Here is a 26,749-nt window from a genome sequence, read left to right on the forward strand (position 1 = left end):
TAACAATGGCTAACCTGGTTGAATTTCTTGTAAAAATACGTGACTTGGCATCGGGACAAATGCGCCAGTTGGCTACCAATGCCGACGGCGCATTTAGCCGTATTTCTTCGCGCATGAACCGCATTGGTATGTCGGCCGATCAGTTAAGCGCCCGTATCGATCAACTAACCCGTACGCGTGATATTTCATTGGATACGCGACAGATCAGAAGGGCGAACCGCGAAATAGCCGACCTTGAACGCCAGCGCGACCGCATTACTAACCCGTCGGGTGGTGGCGGTGGTATAGGGCTTTTTGGCAAAAGCTTGCTGTTAGGTGGCTTTACTGCCGCTGTAGCGTTAGGGGGTAATGCACTTAAAAAAGGTATGGACAGGCAGATGGCCGGTACCAGCTTTGAGGTGATGGCGGGTAATAAGCAAGGCGATAAACTGCATAACAATTTGATGGGGTTTGCGAACGACACCATCTATGGTAACGAGGTTTTCGGCGAAGCTAAAACCATGCTTGGTTTTGGTATTGCTGCCAAAGACATTATGCCCGATTTAAAGATGCTGGGCGATGTTGCAATGGGCGATGCCGAAAAAATGAAAAGCTTAAGCCTGGTGTTTTCCCAAACATCAAGTGCGGGTAAGCTTACCGGGCAGGATCTGTTACAATACATCAATGCAGGTTTTAACCCTTTGCAGGCGATCAGCGAAAAAACAGGCCGCAAAATGGCCGACCTGCGAAAAGATGTTGAAAAGAGTAAGATAACCTTTCAGGATGTTGCCGGGGCTTTTCAATACGCTACGGGGCCGATGGGGCGGTTTCATGATGGTATGAAGCGTATGGGCGAAACACCTACAGGTAAGATACTGGCTTTTCAAGGGGCTATGGAAACACTTGCAGGCACCATAGGCATGGGCTTACTTCCGGTTGCCGCCGGTATGATTGATGTGCTTAACTGGCTGGGCAACAATCAGGGGCTTATGTATGGAATAGCTGCCGGTATTGGAGCTATGACGATAGCGTGGGGCTTATATACGGTATGGACGCAAAGGGCAGCTATTTGGCAGGGTATATTAAATGCAATAGCCTTTTGGCCTATTGCGGTAATTGGCTTGTTGGTTGGCGCAGTTGTTTGGTTAGTTAAAAGCTACGACGGTTGGGGTAAAAGTGTTAAAGCACTTTGGCAAATTATTACAAGTTTTTTCAGCATAGTTGGGGTGGCCTTTAAAGAGAACTTTCAGCAGTGGTTATACTACTTTGATCTTTTTTACCTGAAGGCTAAGAGCGTATTTCAGTTTGTAGGCCAGCTTATTAGCAACACTGTTGAGGCTATGAAACTGGCGCTTAGTGGTGATTTTACCGGCGCTAAAAAGGTTTTAACGGCTCACATTACTACCGATGCCGACAAGCAAATTGATGCACTCAAAAGGGAACGATCAGCACAGCGCGCCGAAAACTTAAAGGCGGCCGCTAATTCAATGCAGTCAATAGCCAACTCATGGAAACAAGTTGGTTTAACTAAGCGCAAAGATGCCGGTCAAAAGCAATCAAGCTGGATGGATTCATTAAGCGGTGGTACTGCTGGCGCTGGCGGCGGTGGCGTTCCTGCCGGTGTTGCGGATTCGGCCAAAGGTATTGCCGGTGGTGGCGTTCGTAACCAAACCATTAATATAGCTAAACTGGGTATAGACGAACTTACATTACATGCGGCCAGCGTAACGGAAGGAGCTGCCGAAATACGGGCAATTTTCATTCAAATGTTTAACCAGGTTATTAATAGCGGAAACGCGGCCGTAAATCCTAACTAATGTCACCCTCTTACGCAAACCTTAATACCGTTTTTGATATAGCTGATATTTTTAAACAGCTATATGGGTATAAGCCCGCACACGTGCCGGGCTTCCCGCCATCGCCGGTTGAGGGGGATTTAGCTAACATACAACCGGCCACACGTAAAACGACGAATATTTACGGAACACCGCTTTACGGTCAATCTGATATGATAGGCCGAGAAGTTTTTTCGCCCATCACTATAGAGGTTGATGGCGTGGATTACTATTTCCCGTTTGCGGTTATCGGCTTCGACAGAGAATTGACGGTAAAAGAAGTCGAAATGTCGGAGTTGGGCGGCACGGCAAAGCAGATTGTTAACAAAAAAGATTGGGTTATCACCATCAAAGGTTTTTTGATTGGCGATTACGAACAGTTTCCCGACGAAAAGCTAAAAATGCTTAATGATGTGTTTGATTTTGCGAAGCCGGTTAGGTTAAAATCTGCGGTGTCTGACATCTTTTTGCATAGCAACGACCAGGTACTAATTTATAAGCTATCCATTCCTGAAAAGCCGAAGGTTATTGGGGTACGCGACTTCGCCTTGCAGATTAAGAGCGATTCAATTTTTACCCTTTATTATCAACCTGAATAATGGCTTTTACCTTAAATAGCATTAGCAAGATAGGCCGCTACTCATTCAGGGGTGGTATTAACGACCTCGTGATTAAAAAAAATATCCACGTAGTAGTTGATACTGCCGTGCTTAAAATACCGGGATTGGGACAAGTGATACCAATTAATAGCGCCATTAACGATGCTTTAAATGTAATTGGCCTCGGCACTCAACGGCCGGTAAAAAATATGCCCGGTAACAGTGTTGAAACGGCTAAGCTGTTTAAAGAGGGTGACCCGGTGGCTTTTGATTTGGGATATAACGGCGACCTGCGTAATGAGTTCAGAGGCTTTGTAAGACGTGTTAATTTAACCACGCCGGTGACAATTGAAATGGAGGGTTACGCCTGGCAATTAAGAAACCAAAACATATTAGCCAGTTGGAAAAAAACCACAGTTAAAGAGGTTTTAACCCGCATTATACAGGGCACCGACATTGTGTTAAGTCCTGATATCCCAACAATCAACTTGACCAGTTTCTATATAAAAAACGAAAGCGGCTTAAAAGTGCTGGAATACCTGAAAGATAAAATGCTTTTGACGGTTTACTTTGATGATAACGTATTGTATGCGGGCATTGAGGAAGGGCGCACCACCGCCGACATTGCCGGGAACAAAAGCCTGACCGGCCTTTCTGAAGTAGTATACAATTTAGGCTATAACTGCCCGGTAGATCAGCCCGATTTAAAACAAAGGCTTGGTAGCGATAACAAGGTACGCGTCCGGCTTAAAACCCGTGGCAAATCCGGCAAACACGTTTTGTATGAAGCTGGCGACCCGGGCGGCGCTATTGTGGAAAGGATTATCCCTTTTAGCGATGATAAACAATACCTGCAAGATCAGGCGGCAGCATATCTAAAAAAGCTAAAATACGATGGTTACGAAGGTACTATAGGCGGTTTGTTACAGCCGTTTTGCAAGCCAGGCTGGAAGGCTACAATCATGGACAAGCGTTTCGCCGGTGCCCGTGCAGGTACTTATTTCGTTGCCGGTACCGAGGTGCGTTTTGGAGTGAACGGCGCTGAGCGAAAAGCGCAAATAACCTATCGATTGAATGGATGAGATTAGCAAACTACGGCAGTCGTTTTTAGAGCAGGCGCACGCGGGCGGCCCCGTTGGGTTTTACGATGCGGAGGTTATAGCTGTTGACAGTGATTCATTTACATGCGACATCAAGCTAAATGAATTGCCGCAATATGAAGTGCGTTTACGCGCCGTGGTTAGCGAAAATCAAAGTATTGAAGTATTGCCCGCCGTTGGAGCTGCTGTAGTAGTGGGCAAGCTGGGCGATGATGATTATATCGTACTTGCCTGCGATCAGGTAACCATGTACCGGGTAACTACGGGCGCAACAGTTTTTAAGTTAAATAGCGACGGTGTACTTATCAGCAAGGGAACTGAAACACTAAATAAGATTTTAACCGACCTCGTTAACGCGGTTATGGGTATTGCAGCGCCCAAAGATATGGCGGCTTTAACCTTGCTGATTAACAGAATTAATGATCTTTTAAAATGAGTTTAAACACGGCGAAGCTAAAAACAGACCTTAAAGAGGTTTACACTGCCACATATGAAGCCACAGGCAGCCGGGACGCAGCGTTAGACGCTTTTATCGATGCCTTTGCCGATAAGTTTGAAGATTACATAAAGACGGCAGAAATAGTTTATACGAATGGTTTAACAGCCGGTACAAATCCGGTAGTAGGAATATTTAACGGCGAATTGCGATGACTGATTACCTGATGGATGATAACGACGACCTGTTGATTAAAAACGGTGATTTTGTGCGGGGCGAAAGTAACCAGCAACAGCAACGTAAACTATTGCTGGCCGAAAAAGGAGAGTATAAACAAGCGCCTACTGCAACCGTGGGAACCTTTCAGTTTTTAAATGACGAAGGTGATACACAAGGCGAAGCGCTTTTAAGAGAAATACGCCTTCGTTTTAGCGATGATGGCATTAAGATTCAATCAATGGGCTTTGTAAACGGGCTATTAAATATTGTAGGTGATTATGCCAAATAACAAGATAGTTAAAGCAGGCCAAACATTGGGCGATATCGCCGTGCAGTATGGCGGCACTGCCGAAAACAGGTTTATACTGGCTGCGCTAAATGGTATTGGCATCACAGATGCTTTAACATCCGGCCAGCTTATAGATGCCGGTGATGTTACAGTTTTTGCGGTGGCCGATTATTTCCGAAAGTACAATATCAGCCCGGCGACCTCTGCCGTGCAGATAGATGATTTAGCCCCTGAAGGCGTGGAGTTTTGGGCAATTGAATATGATTTTATAGTTAGTTAAAAATGGCACAAACGGTAGATTACTGGTACAATCAAATTATTACTAAGGTAAATGGCGATGAAGTGTTAAGCGACCTTGACCATACCAGCGCCGTAGCTGATTACAAGTTATGGGCATACATTATCGCTTATGTAGCATGGACAATTGATGTCCTGTTTGATTTCAGGGATGCTAACGTACAAGATGTGTTGGCAACAAAAAAGCCACACACAGAAAAATGGTACCGCGACCTTGCCTTAAGGTTTCAGTACGGTCAGGCCTTAATACCCGACACGGATCAATATTTAAATGTTGGGCTTGATGCTTCGCAAATTGCTGCGCAAAAGATAATAACGCAGGCGGCCGTAAAAGAAAATGATGACGGGTCGATGCGCATCAAAGTAGTTAAGCTACTTGATGGCGATTATGCACAGTTAAGCGATGCCGAAATATTGGCGTTTAAGGCATACATAGCCGATACTAAAGATGCAGGTGTGCGAATTAATATCGATAGCCTGCCACCCGATGCATTAAAGTTGGTTATTGACATATTTTATGATCCGCTGGTATTAGACGGTACTGGCGCACGGATTGATGGTAATGCTACAACACCGGTTAATGACGCTATTAAAGCTTATTTAAAGGCGCTTAAATTCAATGGTGAATTTGCTAAAACAAGGCTGTCAGATCAATTGCAAAGCGTTGATGGTGTAGTGTTGGTAGGCATACTTAGCGCACAATCACAGTACGGGATACGGCCATTTACCGAAATTGACGAACGGGTTATACCCGATGCGGGATACCTGCGCGTGACTGATGATGGTTTTACCATAAACTACCGCGCATATGCCTAATTACGACAGGCTTTTTGGAATAAACTACGATAGGTTGGTATTAAGTGAGATACCAAACTTTAAACGTAAGCCGATAACCTTTGCCTGGTTGCGGGCACTTTGCAGCCCGTTTGTGTTGATATACAACCGCCTTGTTAATAAGCGTAATGCCGATTTGTACAACCTTGCACACGACGGCCGGGTATTTAGCCTTCGTGCGTTGCTTAATGACAGGTTCGACGCTACAGAGCGGCGTATAACAATTACAGATGGCTTTTCATTCGACCGGGTATACATCTTTAGGCCTGACGAAAATAAGCCCTTATACCTGGGCACAGTACCGTTACACAATCCCGGCGACTACGGCGATACGGGCGTGGATTTTATAGTTAACGTGCCTTATGCAGTCCCGGTTTCCCCACAAGATATTATAGAAATGACCGCGCTTGTGAAATATTACAAGTTGGTCAGTAAACGATTTTTAATATACCGTACAGCATGAACAGATACGATTTTACACAGCCCGGCGGGTTCCCGTTCGATCAGGGCGTTATGCAATTTATTCAGGATTGCATTAGCACGGCGGCATCAACAGCGGCATTAGCCGGATCACTTGCTATACTTTCAGGCTGCACGGTTGCGGGCGGCTCTGTTACTAATGGTGTCGTTGTAATAAACGGCGAAATTTTGCCTTTCGTGGGTGGCGCTATACAGACTAAAGTAATCATACAAGAAACCGCAACGGCTATTTCTTATCAGGATGGTACCCCCCGCACAGTAAAGTTTGAGCGCGTTGCAAAGTTTGGCGATGATGGCGTTACTAATTATTTATGGGCAAATTTCAAACGAAATACGGCCGAAGGCATACTGGCAAGGCTTGACCGCCTTGAATGGCTTACAGCACCTGATAAGATAGATGGTGGAAGCATGAGATTGTGGCGAAAACCCGTTTCCGTGCCTTTGCCAACCGGATGGCGCGAAGTAGAAGATTGGCGCGGCAGATTAGCGATGGGACACAAGCCGGACGTTGACGGTTTTGAAGTCGGTGACCTCGCGGGGGCTGAAGGTCATGCAATGACGTTGGATAATCTGATTGAACACGACCACGAGCAATACGTTTCAGGTACTGACACCACTGATGAACAGATTGAGGCAAACCACTTAGATGGGGGTAGTGGGCGTGGCTTATGGCGTAGACTTTTTGGCCGTACGAAAACAACCGGGCAAGCATCACCGACCCCAATACCCATCATTCCGCCGGTTAAAATGGTAATGTTTATTGAACCAATCCCTAATTTTTTAGCATAAAAAAACAATGACAAGAGCACAATTAAAATCATTTTTTACAAGAGGTGCAAAACCAACAGCGGGGCAGTTTGCTTCGTGGATTGATTCATTTTGGCATAAAGATGAAGATACTATACCAATCAATAAGATTGGTAACTTATCATCTACCTTGGCCGGGAAGGTGTCATCTGAAGACTTGCAAAGCGAAGCAACTATCCGTGCGAATGCCGATGAGGATTTACAAATACAAATTAATGAACTGGCTGAAAGCGGCGGTATTGGCTATACTGCCGAAAACGTGGCGAACAAAAACCAAGCTAACGGCTATGCCGGGTTAGATGAAACCGGCAAAGTTTCGGCAGATCAGCTACCCAGTTACGTTGATGATGTTATGGAGTTTGCCAATTTCGCGGCATTGCCCGCACCGGGCGAAGCTGGTAAAATCTATATCACCACCGACAACAATAACGAATATCGTTGGAGCGGCTCAACCTATATTCAAATCGTCGCGTCACCAGGTACAACCGATGCTGTACCCGAAGGATCAACAAATAAGTACTTCACCGTTTCAAGGGTTTTAAATTCCCTTTTAACCGGTATCGGGTTTGGCAGTTCTACGGCGGTTGCAGCTACAGACAACATATTACAGGCATTTGGTAAGCTTCAGGCTCAAATCACAGCATTGTTTAAAATCCCAACAGGCGGCACAGCCGGGCAGATATTGGCTAAAAACAGTAATGCCGACGGTGATGTAAAATGGATTAATGCGCCATCGGGTGGCGGTGGTGGTGGCATTACGGCCGTTACTTCAATTGGCACAAATGAAAACGCGTCTATATCGGGAAGTACGCTAAATATCCCTAATATGATGGGTGGCGTTTGGAAAAAGTTTGGTACAGTGATGACAGGTGATTTGGTAGCAGATCAGGTATCAGTATTAGAAGCAACGGTAATATACGAGGGTAATCCGCAAGTTTTGACCTCCGCCACTGGAAACGTTTTTAAGATGTGGTTTACGGCTGGCGCTTCATCTCCAAATATTGCCTATGCTGAAAGTACAGACGGTTTGGGATGGACACGCAGCACGACATTTTGCGTTACAGGACATGCTCGCAGTTCTGTTGTTAAAGTCGGTAGCACATATTACATGTATGCTGTTTCATCGTCATCGTCGTATAAAACCATGAACCGATATACTTCTCCTGATGGAATAAACTGGACGTTGGGCACTGCGGCGGTTATTACTTGTGGTGCTGGCGGCTCATGGAATGGTAATAGCATAGCTAATTCGTCGGTTTATTATGATGGTGCCATATGGCAAATGCTTTTAGAAGCTAATTCGGGAGGCACAGACCCATTTACAATTGGGTACTATCATTCCACAGATGGCATTACATGGACACAGCATAGCGCGAATCCTGTATTAGGCAATAGTGGAACGCTAAACTTTGGAGGCCCATATTTAACAAAGGTCGGTTCTATTTGGTACGTATGGTGTCATGGAGGCGCAGCAACCCAATTGCCATGCGATATTTATAGCTTTTCATCCACAGACCTGATAACATGGACACCAAGAAATGGCGGAAACCCTGTTTATACAAGAACCTCTGCCGATGAAGGCGTTGGGTTAAATACAGGTGGTGTAGGCGATGCAACATTGGTTGAAGTTAATGGAAAAACATACTTATACTATGGCTGTAGTAATGACGGTTCAGGTGGTTCCCCGACTGCGCATTTGAAATGTGCAATAGCTAATTATTCGATTGCAAATTTGGTTAATACCAATGAGGGTAACGGGGGGCATTTAAATACTCATCAGCCATCAGCCTATTCAAAGGCCGCATCTGATTTAAACTTCCTCCATAATGCATCAAATGCAAATGGAAATACCGCTTGGGATAAAGGGTCTTTGCTTTTAGAAGACGATGCAGGCGCGGGAGTGCAAGTTAGAAATCCAACTACTCCGACTGATATTGCCAAGCTGCTTCCTAAAATTCTTTACCTAATGTCAGGTGGAGCAATTAATTATATAGGGGGTGCGACTGACGGCCTTAAGTTTAATAGTTGGGGAGGCGTAACTTTTAGTAATATATCAGGTAGTGGAGCAAGCAATTTGTTTTCTGTAGACAACACAGGCCAAATGAATATCAATACTATAATTGCTACCACCCTTGCTGCAATAATAGCCAATACCGATACGGGCCACTTCAAAGGGGTATATCTCGCTGCTGGCACTCAAGCTTCGGAGGCCAAACCTGTTAGAAACGCGCCTTGTATTTACCTTGCCGCTAACTCTTGGAATACGGGCTCATCAACATCGAAGGTTCAGGAGTTTATAGTCGAATTGCGCCCGGTTTCTGGTAGCGTAACCTCATCTGTACTTGCATTCGCGGCGAGTGTAGAGAGTGCATTTGGTGCGTACACCGATGTTATGACGTTAGGTAGCGATGGGGTGCTTAAGTTGACAGCTCCTTTACAACTTAAGGGGTATACAGTTGCTACTCTTCCGGCTGGTATAATAGGTATGGAGGCATATGTTACAGACGCAAATTCGCCAACTCCTTTGGCGGTGGTATCTGGCGGAGGTTCAACAGTCGTTAAAGTGTTTTTTAATGGCACGAACTGGATAGTTCAATAAATTAATTAAGTAGCCCTGCCACATGGCGGGGCTTTTTGTTTTATATATTTGTTACTCCATACTATCATAGTACGGTTAACAATATGGAGATAAAAAAATATTCTTTTGTTACATTTTTAGGAACAGACAGTTTTTTACCAGGCGTTATAGCGTTATATAACTCACTAAGTATATTTAATAAAAAATACCCCTTATTGGTACTAACAACCGATTTAGTCTCTAATGAATCCCTTTCGATATTAGATAAACTAAACATTCAACATAAACACGTTGAAAGAATCCAAAACCCCAATGTGTTAGAAAATGACCAGCGTAACTTTAGGCATATGTATACCAAACTACGAATCTTTGAATTAGCGGAGTTTGATAAAATAGTTTATATAGATGCTGATATGTTGGTGTGTAGTAATATCGAAACTCTTTTCAATTCCCCTCACATGTCGTCAGTTGTAGCTGGTGCGTTGAATCCCGGCTGTAGTGATTGGAAAGACCTTAATGCCGGTCTTTTAGTTGTTGTGCCCGACAAAACACTTGCTGGTGAAATGTATTCTTTAGTCCCGGTGTTGAAATCTAATGACGGAAGCGATCAGGGTTTTTTACATTCGTTTTATAGCAATTGGGCTAACGATAAGCAGTTGCATTTAGATCATAAATACAACGTTCCCGCTCCTGACGTTGATATTTATTCCCAATTAAATCACTTTAAGTTTAGCTATAGAAATGGCTTACTTGATACCGATATTGCCGTAATACATTATTGGGGGTATCATAAACCATGGCACTATAATGGACGTTTGCTCAATATTCGCAGTCAGCGAGTAGAAGATCGTCTAAATATGCTTTGGTGGGATTTTTACAAGCCTGCTGATAGAAAGTTGAGAGTGTTTTATTATACGATAAATTTAATTCGCCGCAAGTTTTCCGCACTTATTAAAAGGCTATAAACCACAAAAAACCTTACAAGTGGATTTAATTTTTATTACAAGTGGATTTTGCGATTTTACACTGTTCAATTTTTGAAAGTGTAAACACTTTACGTTTTGTCCCGAAATTGAACATCTAATAATCAGACACTTGCAAATCATCGAGTTTATTCAAAAACACTATTTGAACAAATCACTACTGATAATCAACCATTTACAATATCCATTTAAAAAACATTGAACACCTCGTTTTTAAAAATTGAACACTGACAAAATGATGCCACCAACAGCGGACTTTTTAGTGGATAAATTTGAGTGCCCTTCATGATTGCCGGCAGGTTTGCGGCAAATAGCGATGGATTGTACCGCTTTAACTGCGGGACGGGGCAATAGTTTTTATGGACCATACTTCGGAGAAACCTTTGGTTGTTCAAATTATTCAAAAGCATGTGAGGGATATGGCGGATGCCGCCGCGCGTAAGGGGCAGGTTGTAATTTCGGACCCGGATGCGGTGGTTGAGCTATTTGATATTTACCCGGCCAATGAGTGGATGGTGATGGAAACCGAACACGAAACGCCGCAAATGCTGTTTGGCAACTTTTGGCTGCAGGGCGAGTTGTGCATCCTGTTTGCCGATACCAATATGGGCAAAAGTCTGCTGGCTGTACAACTGGCCGACAGCATCAGTCGCGGTGAGCCTATTGCCCCTTTTGCGCTCGGGGCCGATGCCTCTCCGGTATTGTATATTGATTTTGAGCTTACCGGCAAGCAATTTGAACAACGCTATACCGACGGCCAACACCGCTATCACTTTGCCACCGAATTTTACCGCGGCGAATACAACCAGTTTAACCGTGCCAGCTCGCACTACCAAAAGCTCGACAAGTATGTGATTGAGGCTTTAACACGGGGCATTAAGCGTACCGGTGCCGAAGTGCTCATTATTGATAACATTACCTGCCTGCGCAACGGAACCGAGAGCGCCGGGGCCGCCCTCACCCTGATGAAGGAACTAAAAAAGCTTAAAACCCGCCACGGTATCAGCATCCTGGTGCTGGCCCATACGCCCAAGCGTAACCCCCGCCTGCCGCTTAGCCGCAATGATTTGCAGGGCAGTAAAATGCTCATCAATTTTTGCGACAGCGCCTTTGCCATGGGCGAAAGTCACTCCGCCCCCGGCCAGCGATACCTGAAGCAGATTAAGCAGCGCAGCACCGCCGAAACTTATGGTACCGACAATGTATGCCTTGCCCAACTGGAACGGCACAATGGCTTTTTAAAGTTTGTTTTTACGGGTAACGATTGCGAGAAAAACCACCTGCGCGATACCTCCAGGCAAGAGCGTGAACGCATGAACCGCGAGGCTAAAAAATTAAGCAATGAAGGTTTGAGCCAACGACAGATAGCCGAGCGGCTTGGCATGAGTGTTGGAAGTGTGAATAGGATGTTGAATGGGCATTTGTAAATTGTTTATAAAGGCGCGAGTAGGCAGCGTGGGGCTTATGGGCTGGGTACTCGTGACCTATTAATTAAAAAAGTCTCGAGTACGCCGGACGTTTGGCAGCGCTGCATACTCGCGCCAGATAGCGGTTGAAAAGGATATACCGGTACGAATTAAATTACAAATTAACCAGAATAGTTTGCTGTTTAAAATGCATACAACTCAATTGAGTTCTTTAGAGATGACAGCGAGTTCAAATTACAATTTTTAAATAATCTATATATAAAGCTATCACTTGAGCACTGAACGAAGGTGAATAGTTTCCTTAACATAAATTTGAGTAAATTTACTAAGTACTTGCCGGGGATGTTTATTAATGACTTTGATGGTTTAAAATGTCTTTTTGCAAGGCGTATTTGTGTTGAGTATTTCAACCGAGGTTTTTTCTTGGCTAACTCGATTTTTACCTTTTCGTAAAAATCGTTGACAGTATTAGACTTAATTTGTTTAGGTGTTGACTTAAAATCGCAATCTCTATTGGGGTCAATGTTTAGAAATTTCAAGCCAAGTTCAAATTTATTTATTAGCAAAAAATGAGCACTTAATTCGGCTAACATATGTGAGGCGTCGGCGACAAAATTCGTGATTTTAAATTTATCCCTTATTTCCTTCGTTTTAACCTGGGGATTTTCTTCTTTAACTATTTCAACAATGGCGTCTTGTTCAAATAAATAGTTTTCTATGCTATATCTTTCAAGGTAGAAAACATTTTGAATAGCCTCTTTGTTGTCTAAAATTTCGTCAAAATCCTTATCCACTATAAAAACTTTTTTCTTATTTGTGAGAGAAACTTTAGCTTTTTTAAGAACGGGTTTTTTACCTCCTAATGGGAATATTTTTTCGAGTCTTATAGTTGGAAAAATTTTTTTCAATATTTGGAAGTATAAATTCTCTTGAAATTCATCTTCAATATAAATTGTAAGGTCATTAAATTGTGCCCATAAAATAACCTGCCCCTGTAACCCCTGTTTTGATCTTTTAGGGAGACTGTCTGCTTTCGAAATCATTTCAATTATACGGTAATAATACTTCGCAATATTCTTCGTTTTCTCCTACTATTTCAGGTGAATGAGTGGCCAAAATGAGCTGGGCGTCTTTGGGCATCAGTTTTTCCACTGCTCCAAGAAATTCTGCTTGCCATTTAGGGTGTAGAGAAAGTTCGGGTTCGTCTATGATGAATAAGTTTAAATTTAGGTTATACTTAATATATGTTAATAAAATCAAAATTTGTTTTTCGCCTGACGATAAGTTTTCAATATCTCGGTCGCTATCGATTTTTTGACCTTTACTGTCTATAATATTAAAAAATAATTGAGATGTTCTTTTATCGAAATAAAGTTCTTTTGAGGAATCTATTAAGAATTTATTTATTGTGACTAAAAACTCCTCTAAAGGCTTATATAACTTAATAGTTACTTCTTCATATTTTTTAAATTCAATTACTAAATCATTTATTTTTTTAAATTGAGTTACATTAATGAGGTATAATAAATCATAGCTCTCTGTTCGCCCCTCCCTATCTTTGAGTATATTTTTTAGATTTTTGAAATATTCGTCAACCTTTGTTATTTCATTAATGTCCTTATGTTTTTGTTGTTTTCGGGACATTATTATTTGATTTTCTCTTAGAAATTCTTTGACTTGTTCTTGAAGTATCTCAATTTCTTTAATCGTTGGTCTTGACGCACCAACTATAGATGAAAGATTTTCATCTGTTATTATATTGTCAAATGCTGAAAGGATAATTTTTCTATTAATAGACGAATAAAATTCGAGAACATTATTTCTATAGAGGTTATAGTTTTTGATAAGTTCGGATTTTACTCTATCAATAGGAGAAGAGTTTTTTGCCTTTTCGCGCAACCTATTTCTTTCGAGATTACTATATTCTTCTTGTACTCTAAGCTCACTCCCTTCTTGTGTGTAAAGGTTTCGATCCAATCCTATAATCATTGGAGAAGGTAATTCATTTACAATAAATGACCAAGTTTCCACCTCACGAGGTTCTGGCTTTAGTCCTTTATATTCTCCTCTGATAGAATCTCTTAATGATTTGTTTTTGGTAAGCTTACTTGGGTGGACGGAAAATTTAGCATCAATCTGTGGGTAACTTTTAGATTGTGTTAAATTTGTCAGTTTAAACACGATTTTTAGCTCATGTTGTTCACAAGAGAAATTATAATCACAATCCTTATAGTGAAATTTTAAGATAATACTTTGAAATTCAATCAAACACAGTTCTTCAAAGTTTAACGTTAATAGCCAATTAACTAAATTTAATATACTTGTTTTTCCAGACCCATTTATTCCAACTAATATTGATATTCGCTTATGAAATAAGATATCTTTATTCATAAACCCGTATAATTTCCTAACGGTGAACTCTTTGATTTGCATTTATATTGAAATGAGGTTATTTTATAAATGTAAAAGATTTTAAATATGAATTGGAAAAAAATATTTCTTTAATTAGAACTTAATAAGTTGTTTCTCCTCCTGCTACCGCAACCTAATCCAACACTTAGCAAACTGACCACAAGGCACAGCCTTGCAGTAGCAAAAAAATCAAAAACGCTGCCGCAAGGTTGTACCTTGTGGCCCGCATACAGGGCTAAACGGTAAACAAAGCTGGCATCTGTATCCCCCTCACTTTCGGCCTTGGGCCCCGGCCGCGTTAGGGATTGCAACGGAAAACCCACAGCCCGCGCAGGCCTTCGCGCGCAATGCCCAGGGCGAGGATTTGTATCCGCCAGTTGGCGGCCCGGCCCGTTAGCTAACGGGAACGCCATTGTTTTGATTTCGGAATGGGGATTTTTGATTTCGGGGTTAAGGGGTTGTGTAATTCTATTTGACAGGAATAACAATATGGCAATTGTACACGTTTGCCCTGTATAGCATGCGGTTGCCACGCTATCGCTCGCAATGACATATTATTAAATTTCGTCATCTTGAACTTGTTTCAACATCCCATTCGCTAAGCCGGGTGCTGAGCAAAGCATTTACCTGTCGCGCGTATAGACACACCCCTGCTACCGCACATCTCCACCGCGCCCCCTCTCAAGAGGGGATTTTTTTTGCCCAGGGCAACTGCTGCCACCACTGCTACAACTTGAAAACAACTGCTACTGCCTACTGCTCACAGCCACTGCTACTAAAAAAACTGCAAACCGCCAACTGCAAACTGATCATTGCAATGATACCACCCTATACAAAATCCAGCTATCGGTTTCGTAAACGCGTTTGTAGTTTACGCCGCTGTTTAGCCTACGGATTTCGGGGATGTATTTATCATTGAGCTGGGTGTAGCCGGTGAACGGGTTTTTAGCGGTGGCTATCAGGATATAGTCGTCGTACTTGTATGGGGTTTCAATGGCCGATAGGAACGTATCAAGTTGGTACGGCAGGGTTAACTTTTTTACGTTATTGGTAAATGCTACAATGGGGTATGATACGGCATCGTCCATGAGGATGTGCGTATCGTCGGGTAGTTTGTTGATATACTCCGCCATCTCCTTGCTTTCGCTTTGATCTGTATTCGGGTTCAAGCGGTTAAGCGTGGTAATAAAGCGGCGCTCGTCGGTAATAAGCGAATGGGTTAAAAAAATGTACCCGGTATATAGTTGCAATACAATCACAAAGGCAAGTCCTAATTTAACTGCCAGCTTGTTTTTGATGGTGTGAACCTTAAACACCATACACAGTAACGACACAAATAAAAAGATAAGATAATACTGGTAAGTGAGGAACAGCTTATCGTACTTAATGTGCAAAAACTCTACAAAAGCAAACAGGGTGATAACGGTTAATACCTGGTAGGTACTTTCGCGCAGCAGGTACATGCCAAACAAAATGAGCGGGCAAAAATAAATTACCCTTAATGATACCAGGATGCTGAGTTCGGGCAGCTGATAATTCACGGCAGTGGCTACGGTATCGTAATTAAGCTTATCAACCAAAACGTTCCAGGTAGCCAGCGGACTTTCAATAAAGTAATTAAGATCGCTGGCGTGGGTTTGGTTAAGCAGCTTGTAGCATATCAACGACGCTATCGGCAGTATAAACAATATCACGTAAATGGCAAAGGTTTTATTAATGAGCTTACGCCTTAACGAGGGACTGTTGAAGCTCATGAACAACCTGAAAATGGATTCCTTTTCGCCCAGGTTAAGGCTGGCCAGCGTTATAGACAACACCAGCGGAATAAAAAACAGCGTAAGCCAGATAAAGCGATAATCGCAAAAAATAAGTGTTACCAAACACATACTGGCTACCGATACGTGAAACGTAGTATTGGAGCGGTAAAACTTAAGCAGGTTAAGGAAAAATAGGTACAAAAACGTAACTACCAGGTAAATGGCTTTGCCCGAGCAGGCCATGTAAATAATGCCAGGGTGCAGCACAAACAGAATGGCTACCATAAACAGGTAAAAATCGTCCTTAACCCTGATTAAAAACGAGCGTGAAATAAGGTAGAACAAACCTGCCGTACCTATTGCCGATGCCATTACCGGCGCCAGGTAACTGTTTATCGAAGAGAATATAAAAGTGGAGTAAAAGGGTAACAGCGGCGCAGTGAGGCCCATTACCTTAAGGCGGTTGCCAAGCCCCTCAAATACTATTTTGGTTTTTTCGATATAAAACAGGCTCTCCTGGTTATAGTAGCCCAATTGGTTAAGGTAGATACCTATAAACAGGTACCAGCCTGCCAGTGCAAGGGTAAAAATAAACAGGTATGTACTTTTAGCAATTTTCATTTAACAACGTTTGTTGGGTTATTAACCTTACTTAAACCATGGTTGGTTTTTTCCCAGTAAAACGGATTGGTGATAAGCTGATATAAACCCATATAGGCAGCAACCGAATGCAGCAGCCAGTAAATGGGATTAGCTATAGCAAACAAAATAAGCTCAAAATAACGGCGCTTAAATACGGCCATCATGTTGATATAGATCATGAGGATGTTACCCACCATGAGGTTAAATATCGACATGAACAGCACCCAATCCGGAAACAGGTTGCGGATGGTTGAAAAATCAAATATCAGGTAACACACAAAAATGATGAGCAGCACCGGGTAAATCAGGAATGTTGCAGATGTGGCGCCGATAAAAAAGTTAAAGCCCAGGAAGCCTTTAAAACCTATCCTTTTTATAAGGGCCACGGGGTTACGCATGTGCACCAGGTAGGTTTGCATGTAACCCTTGATCCAGCGCGAACGCTGACGGATCCAGTTCCAATAGTTGTTGTTGGCTTCCTCGTAGGTAGATGAGTTTACGATGGCTACCTTATAACCTTTGGCATAAGCACGAACACCAAGATCGGCATCTTCCGTTACGTTAAATGGGTCCCAGGCGCCAAGCTCAACCAGCGCATCCATTTTAAAGTGGTTACTGGTACCGCCAAGCGGGATGGGGATATCAAGCGTATCCAAACCGGGCAGCATATAATCAAACCAGTACGAATACTCCAGGGTAAACATACGGGTAAGGAAGTTCTCGTTCCGGTTAAAGTAGTTCAGGGCGCTCTGGATGCAGATATAGTTTTCGGGCAGCTTTTTAAACAGGGCCACCACTTTTTTAAGCTGATCGGTATCGGGGATATCCTCGGCATCATAAATGGTGAGGTACTGCCCCCTTGCAAAATGCAAACCGTAGTTACAGGCCTTGGGCTTGGTTTTAGGCATGTGGAAAGGCACCACAATAACTTCAAACACCGATGGAAAGTCGAGATTTTTTACCGCGTTCAGCGTTTTGTCATCATCCTCTTCAATAACCAGTTTAATATCCAGCTGCTCGCGCGGATAGTCGAGACTTTGAAGGTTCCAGATGAGTTTCTTAATCAGTTTATCTTCCTTGTAAACGGGCAGCAATATGGTGTAAATGGGCAGCTCATCATTTACAATGTTTCTGAGGTCGCTTTTGGTAACAGCCTGATGCAGTTCAAAGCGCGAGCCTACCAGTGCTAAAAACAGCTTAAAGATAATCGCCACCAGGAAAAACGAACTAATGATAAGGTTAATGCCGATGGATACTGTTTTAAAGTTAAGGAACAGGCCAATGGCGATAATCGCCCATAAAACAAAAATAAGGGCGAGCTGTGTTGGTGTGAAAGTAGTTGATGCCGAACTTTTAGGATCGCGTTTAACCAGGTCAAAAACTGCCGCCTTAACATATTTATCACCCAGAAGCTTGTGGCTTAGCCAGGTAATTTCAAGGTCAGACGCTACAATAACTTCAGGTTCAAGATCATAGGTAAACCTTACAAAATCCAGGAACAGGTCATTACCAGGGTCGGCCATGATGGTAACCACCTTATTATTTTCGATACGGAGCGGAAGGCCCAGTTGGTCGTTCACAAATTTCAGCTCTGCCTTGTCCAGAACATTTTGGTCGAAGGCTTCATTGCGGATGTCGGCAAACTGATAGCCGGCATTGCCTAAAGCACGTTCGTAATTTTTACGGGAAACATAGCCAAAGTTAAGGGCTATTTTAAGGTATGACATACCCGATCTTTCCGAAAAAGCGTGGATCTTTTCCTGGTCGGCCGGCGAAATAAATCCGTGGGCAACCAAAATTTCAGGAATAGAAATACTCAGTGTATCCATATAAGGTGTCTAAACAAAAGCTAAAAGAGCCTCACCCCGGCCCTCTCCAAAGGAGAGGAAGCTCTTTTTTTTAAGCCCTCTCTAAGCTTTTTTTCTTAAAACCCTCTCCTTTGGAGAGGGCAGGGTGAGGTATTAATCGTTAAACAGATCTTGCGATTTTTGAACTTTCGAACGCACATACAGGAACGAAAGCAGGATCAGGATCAGGATGCCTAACAAAATGTACAGGTTATAGCTGTCCCAGAAACGGGTAAGGCCGCTTTTGGTGTCAATATATTCCAGGTTTTCGCTTGATTTATTGATGTTGAACAGGTATTTGTTAGAGTTAACATCAGAGATACAAACGTTGCTCGACAGGGTTGAAAGCTGCTCGGTAATTGATTTTGATACCGCCAGAAAAGCTTCGGCAACGTGACTACCCGTTGCAGTAAGCACCAGTGTGGCATTATTGCTTCGCCCGTAAAAGATCTGGGCCAAACCGTTTGATACCGTATCCGACAGGGAATAAACCGGTTTATTGTTATCGGTATAGTACAACCTGAAATCTTTATCAAACTGAATTGGCGCATCGGCAAACTCCTTCAGGATCTTGTCGTCTTTTGAAAGCAGGGCTATGATGTTATTTTTCTTCAGTTCGTTAACATCAATGTCTTTAGAGTAAACAAACTCAGGGAAGTTATTGGCGTTGATGTTATTGTTAAGCTCATAAATGATCTCGCCCATAGCAGCCGCAGCATATTTGGCGTATTGCTCGCTTACCACAATTTTGGTGGTACCGCTGTTAAATGCCTCAGGATACTGGTAAAAACTCAGGTCGCTGGTGATAAACGGATTTTTTGATTCGAGGTATGACTTGTCCACATCAACCTCGGCAAAAAAGTTGGTGAAGCTATTACGGCAGTTACCATTGGTTGGGTAAAACCTGAATTCGGCCTCAAGCGTATTGTATTTATGGTGCTGATAGCGGTTAATGGTGATTGAGCTGTTCAGCTTACCCGATGCATCAAGCTTTTCACTGCTGATCAATAAACCATTCAGGTATATATTGAAGAAACCACGGTCGCCGGGGGCAAGACCGCTGTAGTTAGCTACAAAACGAATCTCCACTTCTTTAGGGGTGAAGCTAAAATCACTGTTCTTAAAGCTGTAAGCGCTTTTTAACGAACCAATACCCGATAGAAAATCGCTTACACCACCAATTTGTTTCAGCGATAATTTGGAGCGGTTTTCATCAATGGTTTTAAAGAAGGTATTCTCGGCTTTTTCAATCAGCAGGTAATCGCCATAGGTTGAGTTAAGGATATTCATATTACCCAAAGCAGTAATGGCTTTTTCATAACCTGTAGGATCGCCACCGGTAACAAACAGGATCTCTTTAGGGGCTTGCTCCTGTGTTACTGTTTTAACAGGAGTAAGCTGACCTTTAATATCAATCATGCGGGTAATTGTATCCGTTATAAGGCTCACCGATTTGTGCAGGTAAAACAACCCTTGCGAAGCCTGTGGTGTAACTTTTACCAATTCACGCTGATCTGCAGGCAGTTTATCTACAGTACCTACCCTGATGTAGTTGCGCACGCTATCGGGCAGTTTGCTTTCTTCATAAACCGCTATTTCACGAGTTTGGGTCTTTTTTAACCTCGAATAAGCCCAGGCCACAGCCTTAAGGTCATGCAGGCTTGGGTTTGAAGGATAAACAATCGCTTTTTTTGAATCAAAGCAGTTGCTGATATTTACGTTATCGAAGAAGTTTTTATTGCTTTTAACCAAACTCAGGTATGAGTAGTTCTTGATTTTTAACCACATGGCCGGGTTATCAAGGTCCTTACACTGATCGTCGGTGATGGTAAGCAGCGTTTTAACCTGAATTTTCAGGAACTTATCAGGGCTCAGGTCGGCACGGCTCAGGTTAAGGGTAATCTTCTGAATAGAATCGGGACCTAAACGGCTGCTGTACGCCGGTTTATTATTAATAACCAGGTTAATGTATGAATGCGATTTTATCAGTGCCTGCGATGGTTCAAAGAATAACACCAGCTTACTGCCATTCATTTCAACCAAAGGCGTGATCTTGAAATAAAATGAAGTTGCACCGCTCATGCCATATATCATGTCATCTTCATGGCCATAAGCTTTAAAGGATGCAATGCTGTTGCCCTGAGCCTGTGAAGCCGTGCTGAATAATAAAATAAAGGCTAATAAGGTAAAAAACTTATTCATTGGGTATAAATATTAATTTATTACGTAAAATTCTACTCTGAAATAATTGCCGTTGTCATCGCTGCGGTAGGTTAATTCGCCGCCCATTTCCTGCGTCATCAGTTTGGCAATTGATAAACCCAAACCCAAGCGGCTTTCGGTCATGCCATGGGTGTCGTTAAGGGTTTTAAGCTTATTGAACATCATCTCCAGTTCCTGCTGACCAATGGCTATACCTTCGTCAATGATCTCGAAAACAAATTTCTGACGCTGCAGACTGGTTATTACTTTAACTGTATTATTGGTTTGCGAAAACTTAATAGCGTTTGATAAAAGGTTTTGAAACACCTGGCCGGTAAACACCCTGTCGAGCCTTACGTTCAGGGGCAGTTTCAGGATATTATCTACCAGGTGGATGTTTTTCATCTGGGCTGTTTCATACAAGCCTTTGTAAACGTGCATTACTTCAACGTTGATATCAAAGATCTCCATGTTAAACTTCATCTCCGGCGATTCGATCTCCTTAACATCCATCAGCTTATTAAGCATGTATTGCATCTTCTCGGCCGATTCGGAGATATAGCCAACAAACTCTTTCTGATCGGTACTGAGCCTGAAATCCTCTTCCTTGATCATGTTGTTACTCATTACTATAGAGCCAATGAGGTTTTTAAGGTCGTGCCCGGCTATGTTAATGAAGCTATTTTTCTGACTATCAAGCTTACGGAGCTGCTCATACTGCAAATCGATCAGGTTATTTTTTTCGGCGATATCCTTGTTTTGCTGTTTAAGCTGCTCGTTTGATTTTTCGATCATGATCTGCGAGCGCACTTCACGCTGAATTACTTTGTAACGTGCACCAGGTATTAAGCAGGAAATACCCGCAATGATGAAGAAGATCTGCCCGCCGTTGCTTAAAACCAGATCAAGGTTGTATTCGCTCAGCAGGTTAAAGAAAATGGCAAGTAACAGTAATGCCATTAAGGTTTGGATGATAGAATTTAACGGCTCCCAAAACACCTGCAGGTTAAAAAACAGCAGTGTAGTAGCAAACAACATAAAGTAAATGGTCAAAAACTGAATATTTACCAGGTTGCACAATATAGCTGCCGTGACCGAGAGCATAAAAAAGCTGATATGCAGCAATATGCGATAACTGAACTGTTTATGCTGAAAATAGCTAAACAGGCCATATATGATCAGGATGGTTATAATGCGGATAATGAAAAACTGCAGCCAAAAATTTGTAGCGTAGATAAAATCAACAATGCTGAAAAGCGGGTATAAGAATATAATTGTCCAGATTATATTATTGGTTTGGTACCATGCTTTTTTTGAGGTCTCTCTAATTAATTCTTCGTTAGTAATTTGAACAAACATTATTCGTTATCTTGAATTGTAATTAAAAATTAAGGCCGTTGTTGAATTAATCCGGTTAAAATATTGGTTAATAAAAATATTCGTTATACGATAATTCAAACAAGTTTGTTGTTGCTGGTGTCAATAGCAATAACCTCCGTTGCAAAAAGCCGTCCAAATCCTGAACAAGCGCGTTTAATGGCGTTTCAACGTGCCAAAAATCTAAATAATGGCATCAGTATTTCATGGCTCGAGCAAACCTGGAATGAAAGTTCGCTGGCTCAAAACGCGCCTAAAAAATCTGATTTTCTGCTGCTCAAAAAACTGGGCTTTAAAAGCATCAGGTTGCCTGTGGCTTTTACTTCCTTTAATCCTAAAACAAATGCACAACTGTTTACCTACATAGATAAAGTTATTGAGCAGTGCGAAACTTACGGATTTAGGCTGGTGATAGATTACCATTATGGCCGTTTAAGCGATAATAATTATCTTACCGAAACACCACTGATAATTGATTTGTGGCTAAAATTAACCAAAAGGTATAAATCTGCAAGTTATAACAACCTTTATTTCGAGATCTACAACGAGCCGCCCCATATCAACCCCAAAGTGTGGAAAGATGCCGCGTACAATATCGTAACTGCCATCCGTAAAATAGACAAGCAACGTACGCTGATTGTTGGCGCTTCAAACTATAACAGTATCTACGAGTTAAGCAGGTTTGAAAGGCTTGCCGATGAAAATATTATTTACACCTTTCACTTCTACGAACCTTTCTTTTTTACCCATCAGGGTGCAAGCTGGGTGGGCGACCAGGCGGCTACCACCGGGGTATCATTTCCATACAATGCGGAAAATTTTCCTGCACTTAATCCCAAAGCAAAAAATACTTCAGGCGAAAGTAACTACCATATATACCCGCGCGATGGTAACGAACAATCAATAAATGATAAATTACAAATTGTTAAAAACTGGGCGCTTAAATATGATGTTCCTGTTATATGTGGCGAATATGGCGTGTATAATAAATACGCAGATCTGGATAGTCGGTGCCGTTACATCAAAGCGGTTCGTAAAGCCTTAAAGCGGCTTGATATTCCTGGCATACTTTGGGATTATAATAGTAGTTTTTCGCTGTTTGCCAGCAGGCCGTCTATAGAGAATTTGCCCCTGTGTATGAAAGACGCAATTAGCGCCACACAGTGAAATTTTAAACATTAATGTAACAAATTTAGTTACCTTTGCTCACTAATATACAGTTATGAGATTTTTTGAAGAAAAGCGCAGAGAAGTAATGGTGCACATCGAAAAGTTCATGTTAGAAAAAATACATGAATACCTGAAACCGATTGACACCATCTGGCAACCGTCTGATTTTTTGCCCGATTCTTCAAGGGATTCTTTCTTTACTGAGATCAAAGAATTACAGGAAAGCGCTGCTGGTCTTTCATACGATCTGATTGCCGTTTTAATTGGCGATACCATTACCGAAGAGGCCCTGCCTACCTACGAATCATGGCTTACCATGGTTGAAGGTGTATCTGACAGCGAAGAAGGCGGCTGGATGAAATGGACCCGCCATTGGACTGGTGAGGAAAACCGTCATGGCGACCTGCTGAACAAATACCTGTACCTGTCTGGTCGTGTGGATATGCGCATGATGGAGATCTCTACCCAATACCTTATTTCCGATGGCTTTGATATCGGTACCGGTCATGACCCTTACCGTAACTTTATATATACTTCTTTCCAGGAGTTGGCAACCAATGTATCTCACCGCCGTGTAGCTTCACAGGCAAAAAAATACGGTGATCCCCTGCTATCAAAAATGTGCGGTGTTATCGCATCTGACGAAGCACGCCATGCCAAAGCTTACAAATACTTTATCGAAAAAATATTTGAGGTAGACCCAAGCGAGGCTATGATAGCTTTTGAAGATATGATGCGCAAAAAGATTGTGATGCCTGCCCACTTCCTGCGTGAAGTTGGTTTAAAGGTTGGTCAAACTTTTGGTCACTTTACCGATGCTGCACAACGTTTAGGTATCTACACCGCTATCGACTATGTTGATATCCTGAAAGAACTACTTACCGACTGGCATATCGAAAGCATAACAGGCCTGGATGAAGCAGGTGAAAAGGCCCGCGATTATGTGGTAAACCTTCCGGCCCGCTTACTACGTGTAGCCGAACGCATGAAGAACCCAATGCTGGAGTACAAGTTTACCTGGATAAACGGGTAAGCAATCAAATAATTTTAAGGAGAAAATCTATCCGCGCGTCATTGCGAGGTACGAAGCAATCCCCGATAGGCAGGTTCGCCCTGTGTAGCTTGGGATTGCTTCATACATTGCAATGACGTCTTTTTTATAACGTCTATTAAGCTTGGCCCACAATTCACGCTACTCCTCCCGCTCTATTTTATACCCCGGCTTTTTGTACCCTTCGGCTACATAGTTTTCGGGGATCTGGATATGGCTTCCATCACGCACTGCTGTAAAATGCGGCGACATGATCTCCATGCCTGCTTCATTAAACTTATCCTGTATGTTTTGGTATAAAGCAGAATAGATGACCGCCATTTTACCGGGCTTATCGGTATAGGCGTTTATCTGGTAGCTTACGTTAAAATCATTTAGCGCGGTTTGCAGCACAAATGGTTTAGGCTCGGCAAGGATCCCCTCCGTAGCCTCTGCAGCACTGATGAGCAGGCTATGAATAGTTTGCCAGGGCGCGTCATAGCCAATGGTAACGCTGGTGTTCAATATCAATCCCAAAGTTTTTGACGACGAGGTATAGTTAACAGTAGCCCCGCTTAAAATGGAGGCATTAGGCACGGTTACATCTTCGTTTTTAATAGTACGCACACGGGTTACCAGCAGGTTTTTCTCAATCACATCGCCCATAATTTCGCCAACCTTTATCCTGTCGCCAATTTTAAAGGGACGCATATAGGTAAGCACAATCCCCGACACCATATTAGATATAGCCGATGATGATCCCAATGAAAATAGCACACCAATAAAAAAAGTCACTCCCTGAAATACTTTGGATTGAGAGCCGGGCAGATAGGGAAATATCACCACAAACATAAAAGCATACATCAGCACCCGGATGATATTATAGGTAGGGATAGCCCATTCGGGATAAAAACCTTTTAAGGAGATAGCACCATTGGCAATTTCGGTAGCTACAAATTTTACAAGCTTCACAATGTACCGGGTAACCAAATAAATAACGGTTATGGTAAGCAGGTTAGGTATAAAGTGAACAATGGCCAGCAAGATACTTTTCAGCGGATCGACCACAAAACCAATAAGCTGCGTAGCTATAGATTGCGACGAAGGGAAAATATAAAATAACACCGGCAAGGCCAGGTAAACCAGCAACAGGATAATAAGCAAGCGCCCGATATTGATCAATCCGCTGATAAAGGGGAGCAAGCGCGAAGCATAAGCTACCGGAGCCCCTTTTGCCGCCAGCTTTTCAACCCTACGCTCCCAGCCTTGTATACTTTTTAGTTTTATCCACCTGAATCCTTTATTAACAACCCATATCAATACGATAAGCAATATGATAACAGCAACCGCTTCCAGCACATTGGTTATCAATTGCTTTGGGCTATTGCTTTCAAAAACATTGCCCAGCTTTCTTTTAAGAATAGCCAGATAACTCGCTGCCAGTTGCGGCCGGGTTAATTCGGAGTAAGCGGCATCGGCATCGTTAATGCCCATGATCATTTGTCCGCTGTAGGTTATCAGGGATATGGAAGTATCATTTTTGAGCGTTAACGAATCGGCATTAAAATCTATCCGGCTCATCAGGGCCTCAATACGTTTGGTAACAATTCCGGCCCGTTCCTTTGGATCAAACAATCCCTGTGGGGCATAAAACTTAAACAGAGTATCCCGGTTAACAATTACCGGTTCGCCATTTTTTTCGGGGATTTTTTGAGCCTGTGTTGTGAATACGGCAAACAGAAAAAGAATGAGCAGGTTGAAAAATTTAGGCATAGGGATGTTTTTCTGTTAAAGCTAAAAATTATTTAGCTCATTTCAACCTGCCTACCATTAGCGTATTTATCCCTCCTGCACCAGGTCTGTACCCAAATTGCCGGCAACCTTACCAAACAGGTCGTTCAGAATAGATTCGATAGTAAGGGAATTTACATCATCTACATAATGCTCATTACGGGTGATCCAAAGTTCATGACCATTGATCACAATACTAAACAGAACGCCATCATAAACAGCGGGCAACGAAATGGTCACTTCTTCGCCTTTACGCTCCACTGTAAAATTTAAATCACTTTGTCGTTGCTCCTGAAACAAAGGGTTTAGTTTTTCGTGTAGTAGCAGGTATAACTGGTTAAGGTCGATATCGGTATGAAGGGTGATGATTTTCATAATTTGGTATATTAGCGATGTATTAAATAGTACAAAACAGAGCGGGGGATTGTTTGGGAAGACGAGCTTCGCACCCAATTAGGCTATTATAATATGTCATTGCGAAGAGGAACGACGAAACAATCTCGTAGCTATACAGATCGTACATGCAATGGCTACGGGATTGCCGCGTCGCCCCACGCTTGTCCCCATGCTGCTCCTCGCAATGACATGAGTTTTATAACTATCGTCTGATATAATTTAAACTATAATTGCAAAGCCTTAAGCAATCTTTTAGATTCGT

General features: G+C 42.5%; 23 protein-coding genes. 15 read left to right on the forward strand and 8 right to left on the reverse strand.

Annotated elements, in window-relative coordinates:
* The first annotated feature begins 5 nt into the window (after positions 1-5).
* From EAH55_RS29215 to EAH55_RS29275, 13 genes are all read left to right on the forward strand, one after another.
* The gene (locus tag EAH55_RS29215) at positions 6-1,796 is read left to right on the forward strand and encodes a tape measure protein (RefSeq protein ID WP_121812796.1); all 1,791 of its coding nucleotides are present in this window, start codon (positions 6-8) and stop codon (positions 1,794-1,796) included.
* Positions 1,796-2,413, forward strand: coding sequence for a DUF6046 domain-containing protein (locus EAH55_RS29220; RefSeq protein ID WP_121812797.1), 618 nt, complete (start codon positions 1,796-1,798; stop codon positions 2,411-2,413). Before EAH55_RS29215 ends, EAH55_RS29220 begins: the two co-directional genes overlap by 1 nt.
* Complete coding sequence (locus tag EAH55_RS29225; protein ID WP_121812798.1) at positions 2,413-3,495, forward strand: hypothetical protein; 1,083 nt, start codon at positions 2,413-2,415, stop codon at positions 3,493-3,495. Before EAH55_RS29220 ends, EAH55_RS29225 begins: the two co-directional genes overlap by 1 nt.
* Positions 3,488-3,949: a hypothetical protein gene (locus EAH55_RS29230; RefSeq protein WP_121812799.1), complete on the forward strand. Its 462-nt coding sequence runs from the start codon at positions 3,488-3,490 to the stop codon at positions 3,947-3,949. The genes EAH55_RS29225 and EAH55_RS29230 overlap by 8 nt, the downstream gene beginning before the upstream one ends.
* On the forward strand, positions 3,946-4,164 hold the full coding sequence (locus EAH55_RS29235) for a hypothetical protein (RefSeq protein WP_121812800.1): 219 nt from the start codon (positions 3,946-3,948) through the stop codon (positions 4,162-4,164). Before EAH55_RS29230 ends, EAH55_RS29235 begins: the two co-directional genes overlap by 4 nt.
* Positions 4,161-4,457, forward strand: coding sequence for a hypothetical protein (locus tag EAH55_RS29240; protein WP_121812801.1), 297 nt, complete (start codon positions 4,161-4,163; stop codon positions 4,455-4,457). The genes EAH55_RS29235 and EAH55_RS29240 overlap by 4 nt, the downstream gene beginning before the upstream one ends.
* A complete protein-coding gene (locus EAH55_RS29245; protein WP_121812802.1) occupies positions 4,447-4,737 on the forward strand; it encodes a LysM peptidoglycan-binding domain-containing protein in 291 nt (96 codons plus the stop codon). Before EAH55_RS29240 ends, EAH55_RS29245 begins: the two co-directional genes overlap by 11 nt.
* 2 nt (positions 4,738-4,739) lie before the next feature.
* A complete protein-coding gene (locus EAH55_RS29250) occupies positions 4,740-5,570 on the forward strand; it encodes a nucleotidyltransferase (RefSeq protein WP_121812803.1) in 831 nt (276 codons plus the stop codon).
* Positions 5,563-6,051: a hypothetical protein gene (locus tag EAH55_RS29255; protein ID WP_121812804.1), complete on the forward strand. Its 489-nt coding sequence runs from the start codon at positions 5,563-5,565 to the stop codon at positions 6,049-6,051. Before EAH55_RS29250 ends, EAH55_RS29255 begins: the two co-directional genes overlap by 8 nt.
* The gene (locus EAH55_RS29260) at positions 6,048-6,857 is read left to right on the forward strand and encodes a hypothetical protein (RefSeq protein ID WP_121812805.1); all 810 of its coding nucleotides are present in this window, start codon (positions 6,048-6,050) and stop codon (positions 6,855-6,857) included. The genes EAH55_RS29255 and EAH55_RS29260 overlap by 4 nt, the downstream gene beginning before the upstream one ends.
* A 7-nt stretch (positions 6,858-6,864) precedes the next feature.
* Positions 6,865-9,474: a hypothetical protein gene (locus tag EAH55_RS29265; protein ID WP_121812806.1), complete on the forward strand. Its 2,610-nt coding sequence runs from the start codon at positions 6,865-6,867 to the stop codon at positions 9,472-9,474.
* Positions 9,475-9,557: 83 nt separating this feature from the next.
* Positions 9,558-10,418 (forward strand): glycosyltransferase, encoded by an 861-nt coding sequence (locus tag EAH55_RS29270; RefSeq protein WP_121812807.1) that lies wholly within the window; start codon positions 9,558-9,560, stop codon positions 10,416-10,418.
* Between the two features lie 377 nt (positions 10,419-10,795).
* Positions 10,796-11,863: an AAA family ATPase gene (locus EAH55_RS29275; protein WP_121812808.1), complete on the forward strand. Its 1,068-nt coding sequence runs from the start codon at positions 10,796-10,798 to the stop codon at positions 11,861-11,863.
* 182 nt (positions 11,864-12,045) lie between these two features.
* Here EAH55_RS29275 and EAH55_RS29280 read toward each other — a convergent pair whose 3' ends face one another.
* From EAH55_RS29280 to EAH55_RS29310, 6 genes are all read right to left on the reverse strand, one after another.
* The gene (locus tag EAH55_RS29280) at positions 12,046-12,906 is read right to left on the reverse strand and encodes a DUF4435 domain-containing protein (RefSeq protein ID WP_121812809.1); all 861 of its coding nucleotides are present in this window, start codon (positions 12,904-12,906) and stop codon (positions 12,046-12,048) included.
* A gap of 1 nt (position 12,907) precedes the next feature.
* On the reverse strand, positions 12,908-14,296 hold the full coding sequence (locus EAH55_RS29285) for an ATP-binding protein (protein WP_121812810.1): 1,389 nt from the start codon (positions 14,294-14,296) through the stop codon (positions 12,908-12,910).
* Between the two features lie 788 nt (positions 14,297-15,084).
* Positions 15,085-16,653, reverse strand: a complete 1,569-nt coding sequence (locus tag EAH55_RS29295) for a hypothetical protein (protein WP_121812812.1) — start codon at positions 16,651-16,653, stop codon at positions 15,085-15,087.
* Positions 16,650-18,503: a glycosyltransferase family 2 protein gene (locus EAH55_RS29300; protein WP_121812813.1), complete on the reverse strand. Its 1,854-nt coding sequence runs from the start codon at positions 18,501-18,503 to the stop codon at positions 16,650-16,652. The genes EAH55_RS29295 and EAH55_RS29300 overlap by 4 nt, the downstream gene beginning before the upstream one ends.
* 132 nt (positions 18,504-18,635) lie before the next feature.
* Positions 18,636-20,723 (reverse strand): cellulose biosynthesis cyclic di-GMP-binding regulatory protein BcsB, encoded by a 2,088-nt coding sequence (locus EAH55_RS29305; protein ID WP_121812814.1) that lies wholly within the window; start codon positions 20,721-20,723, stop codon positions 18,636-18,638.
* 12 nt (positions 20,724-20,735) lie between these two features.
* Positions 20,736-22,082 (reverse strand): sensor histidine kinase, encoded by a 1,347-nt coding sequence (locus EAH55_RS29310; RefSeq protein ID WP_112572877.1) that lies wholly within the window; start codon positions 22,080-22,082, stop codon positions 20,736-20,738.
* A 177-nt stretch (positions 22,083-22,259) separates the two neighbouring features.
* Between EAH55_RS29310 and EAH55_RS29315 the strand changes: the two genes are divergently transcribed.
* Positions 22,260-23,267, forward strand: coding sequence for a glycoside hydrolase family 5 protein (locus EAH55_RS29315; RefSeq protein ID WP_162997097.1), 1,008 nt, complete (start codon positions 22,260-22,262; stop codon positions 23,265-23,267).
* Between the two features lie 55 nt (positions 23,268-23,322).
* A complete protein-coding gene (locus EAH55_RS29320; protein WP_112572873.1) occupies positions 23,323-24,303 on the forward strand; it encodes an acyl-ACP desaturase in 981 nt (326 codons plus the stop codon).
* Positions 24,304-24,462: 159 nt separating this feature from the next.
* On the opposite strand, the gene EAH55_RS29325 is transcribed toward EAH55_RS29320, so the two are convergent.
* Both EAH55_RS29325 and EAH55_RS29330 read right to left on the reverse strand, forming a co-directional pair.
* Positions 24,463-26,073 (reverse strand): mechanosensitive ion channel family protein, encoded by a 1,611-nt coding sequence (locus tag EAH55_RS29325; protein WP_121812816.1) that lies wholly within the window; start codon positions 26,071-26,073, stop codon positions 24,463-24,465.
* A 66-nt stretch (positions 26,074-26,139) separates the two neighbouring features.
* Positions 26,140-26,466 carry a hypothetical protein gene (locus EAH55_RS29330; RefSeq protein WP_121812817.1) on the reverse strand — a complete coding sequence of 109 codons (327 nt, stop codon included), beginning with the start codon at positions 26,464-26,466 and terminating at the stop codon, positions 26,140-26,142.
* Positions 26,467-26,749 lie beyond the last annotated feature (283 nt).

The organism is Mucilaginibacter kameinonensis (genome assembly GCF_003675385.1).
Taxonomy (GTDB): Bacteria; Bacteroidota; Bacteroidia; order Sphingobacteriales; family Sphingobacteriaceae; genus Mucilaginibacter; species Mucilaginibacter kameinonensis.

Excerpts from the sequence above, each read along its gene's own strand:
- EAH55_RS29215 (WP_121812796.1), top strand. The coding sequence starts at position 6 with ATGGCTAACCTGGTTGAATTTCTTGTAAAAATACGTGACTTGGCATCG.
- EAH55_RS29220 (WP_121812797.1), top strand. The coding sequence starts at position 1,796 with ATGTCACCCTCTTACGCAAACCTTAATACCGTTTTTGATATAGCTGAT.
- EAH55_RS29225 (WP_121812798.1), top strand. The coding sequence starts at position 2,413 with ATGGCTTTTACCTTAAATAGCATTAGCAAGATAGGCCGCTACTCATTC.
- EAH55_RS29230 (WP_121812799.1), top strand. The coding sequence starts at position 3,488 with ATGGATGAGATTAGCAAACTACGGCAGTCGTTTTTAGAGCAGGCGCAC.
- EAH55_RS29235 (WP_121812800.1), top strand. The coding sequence starts at position 3,946 with ATGAGTTTAAACACGGCGAAGCTAAAAACAGACCTTAAAGAGGTTTAC.
- EAH55_RS29240 (WP_121812801.1), top strand. The coding sequence starts at position 4,161 with ATGACTGATTACCTGATGGATGATAACGACGACCTGTTGATTAAAAAC.
- EAH55_RS29245 (WP_121812802.1), top strand. The coding sequence starts at position 4,447 with ATGCCAAATAACAAGATAGTTAAAGCAGGCCAAACATTGGGCGATATC.
- EAH55_RS29250 (WP_121812803.1), top strand. The coding sequence starts at position 4,740 with ATGGCACAAACGGTAGATTACTGGTACAATCAAATTATTACTAAGGTA.
- EAH55_RS29255 (WP_121812804.1), top strand. The coding sequence starts at position 5,563 with ATGCCTAATTACGACAGGCTTTTTGGAATAAACTACGATAGGTTGGTA.
- EAH55_RS29260 (WP_121812805.1), top strand. The coding sequence starts at position 6,048 with ATGAACAGATACGATTTTACACAGCCCGGCGGGTTCCCGTTCGATCAG.
- EAH55_RS29265 (WP_121812806.1), top strand. The coding sequence starts at position 6,865 with ATGACAAGAGCACAATTAAAATCATTTTTTACAAGAGGTGCAAAACCA.
- EAH55_RS29270 (WP_121812807.1), top strand. The coding sequence starts at position 9,558 with ATGGAGATAAAAAAATATTCTTTTGTTACATTTTTAGGAACAGACAGT.
- EAH55_RS29275 (WP_121812808.1), top strand. The coding sequence starts at position 10,796 with ATGGACCATACTTCGGAGAAACCTTTGGTTGTTCAAATTATTCAAAAG.
- EAH55_RS29280 (WP_121812809.1), bottom strand. The coding sequence starts at position 12,906 with ATGATTTCGAAAGCAGACAGTCTCCCTAAAAGATCAAAACAGGGGTTA.
- EAH55_RS29285 (WP_121812810.1), bottom strand. The coding sequence starts at position 14,296 with ATGCAAATCAAAGAGTTCACCGTTAGGAAATTATACGGGTTTATGAAT.
- EAH55_RS29295 (WP_121812812.1), bottom strand. The coding sequence starts at position 16,653 with ATGAAAATTGCTAAAAGTACATACCTGTTTATTTTTACCCTTGCACTG.
- EAH55_RS29300 (WP_121812813.1), bottom strand. The coding sequence starts at position 18,503 with ATGGATACACTGAGTATTTCTATTCCTGAAATTTTGGTTGCCCACGGA.
- EAH55_RS29305 (WP_121812814.1), bottom strand. The coding sequence starts at position 20,723 with ATGAATAAGTTTTTTACCTTATTAGCCTTTATTTTATTATTCAGCACG.
- EAH55_RS29310 (WP_112572877.1), bottom strand. The coding sequence starts at position 22,082 with ATGTTTGTTCAAATTACTAACGAAGAATTAATTAGAGAGACCTCAAAA.
- EAH55_RS29315 (WP_162997097.1), top strand. The coding sequence starts at position 22,260 with ATGGCGTTTCAACGTGCCAAAAATCTAAATAATGGCATCAGTATTTCA.
- EAH55_RS29320 (WP_112572873.1), top strand. The coding sequence starts at position 23,323 with ATGAGATTTTTTGAAGAAAAGCGCAGAGAAGTAATGGTGCACATCGAA.
- EAH55_RS29325 (WP_121812816.1), bottom strand. The coding sequence starts at position 26,073 with ATGCCTAAATTTTTCAACCTGCTCATTCTTTTTCTGTTTGCCGTATTC.
- EAH55_RS29330 (WP_121812817.1), bottom strand. The coding sequence starts at position 26,466 with ATGAAAATCATCACCCTTCATACCGATATCGACCTTAACCAGTTATAC.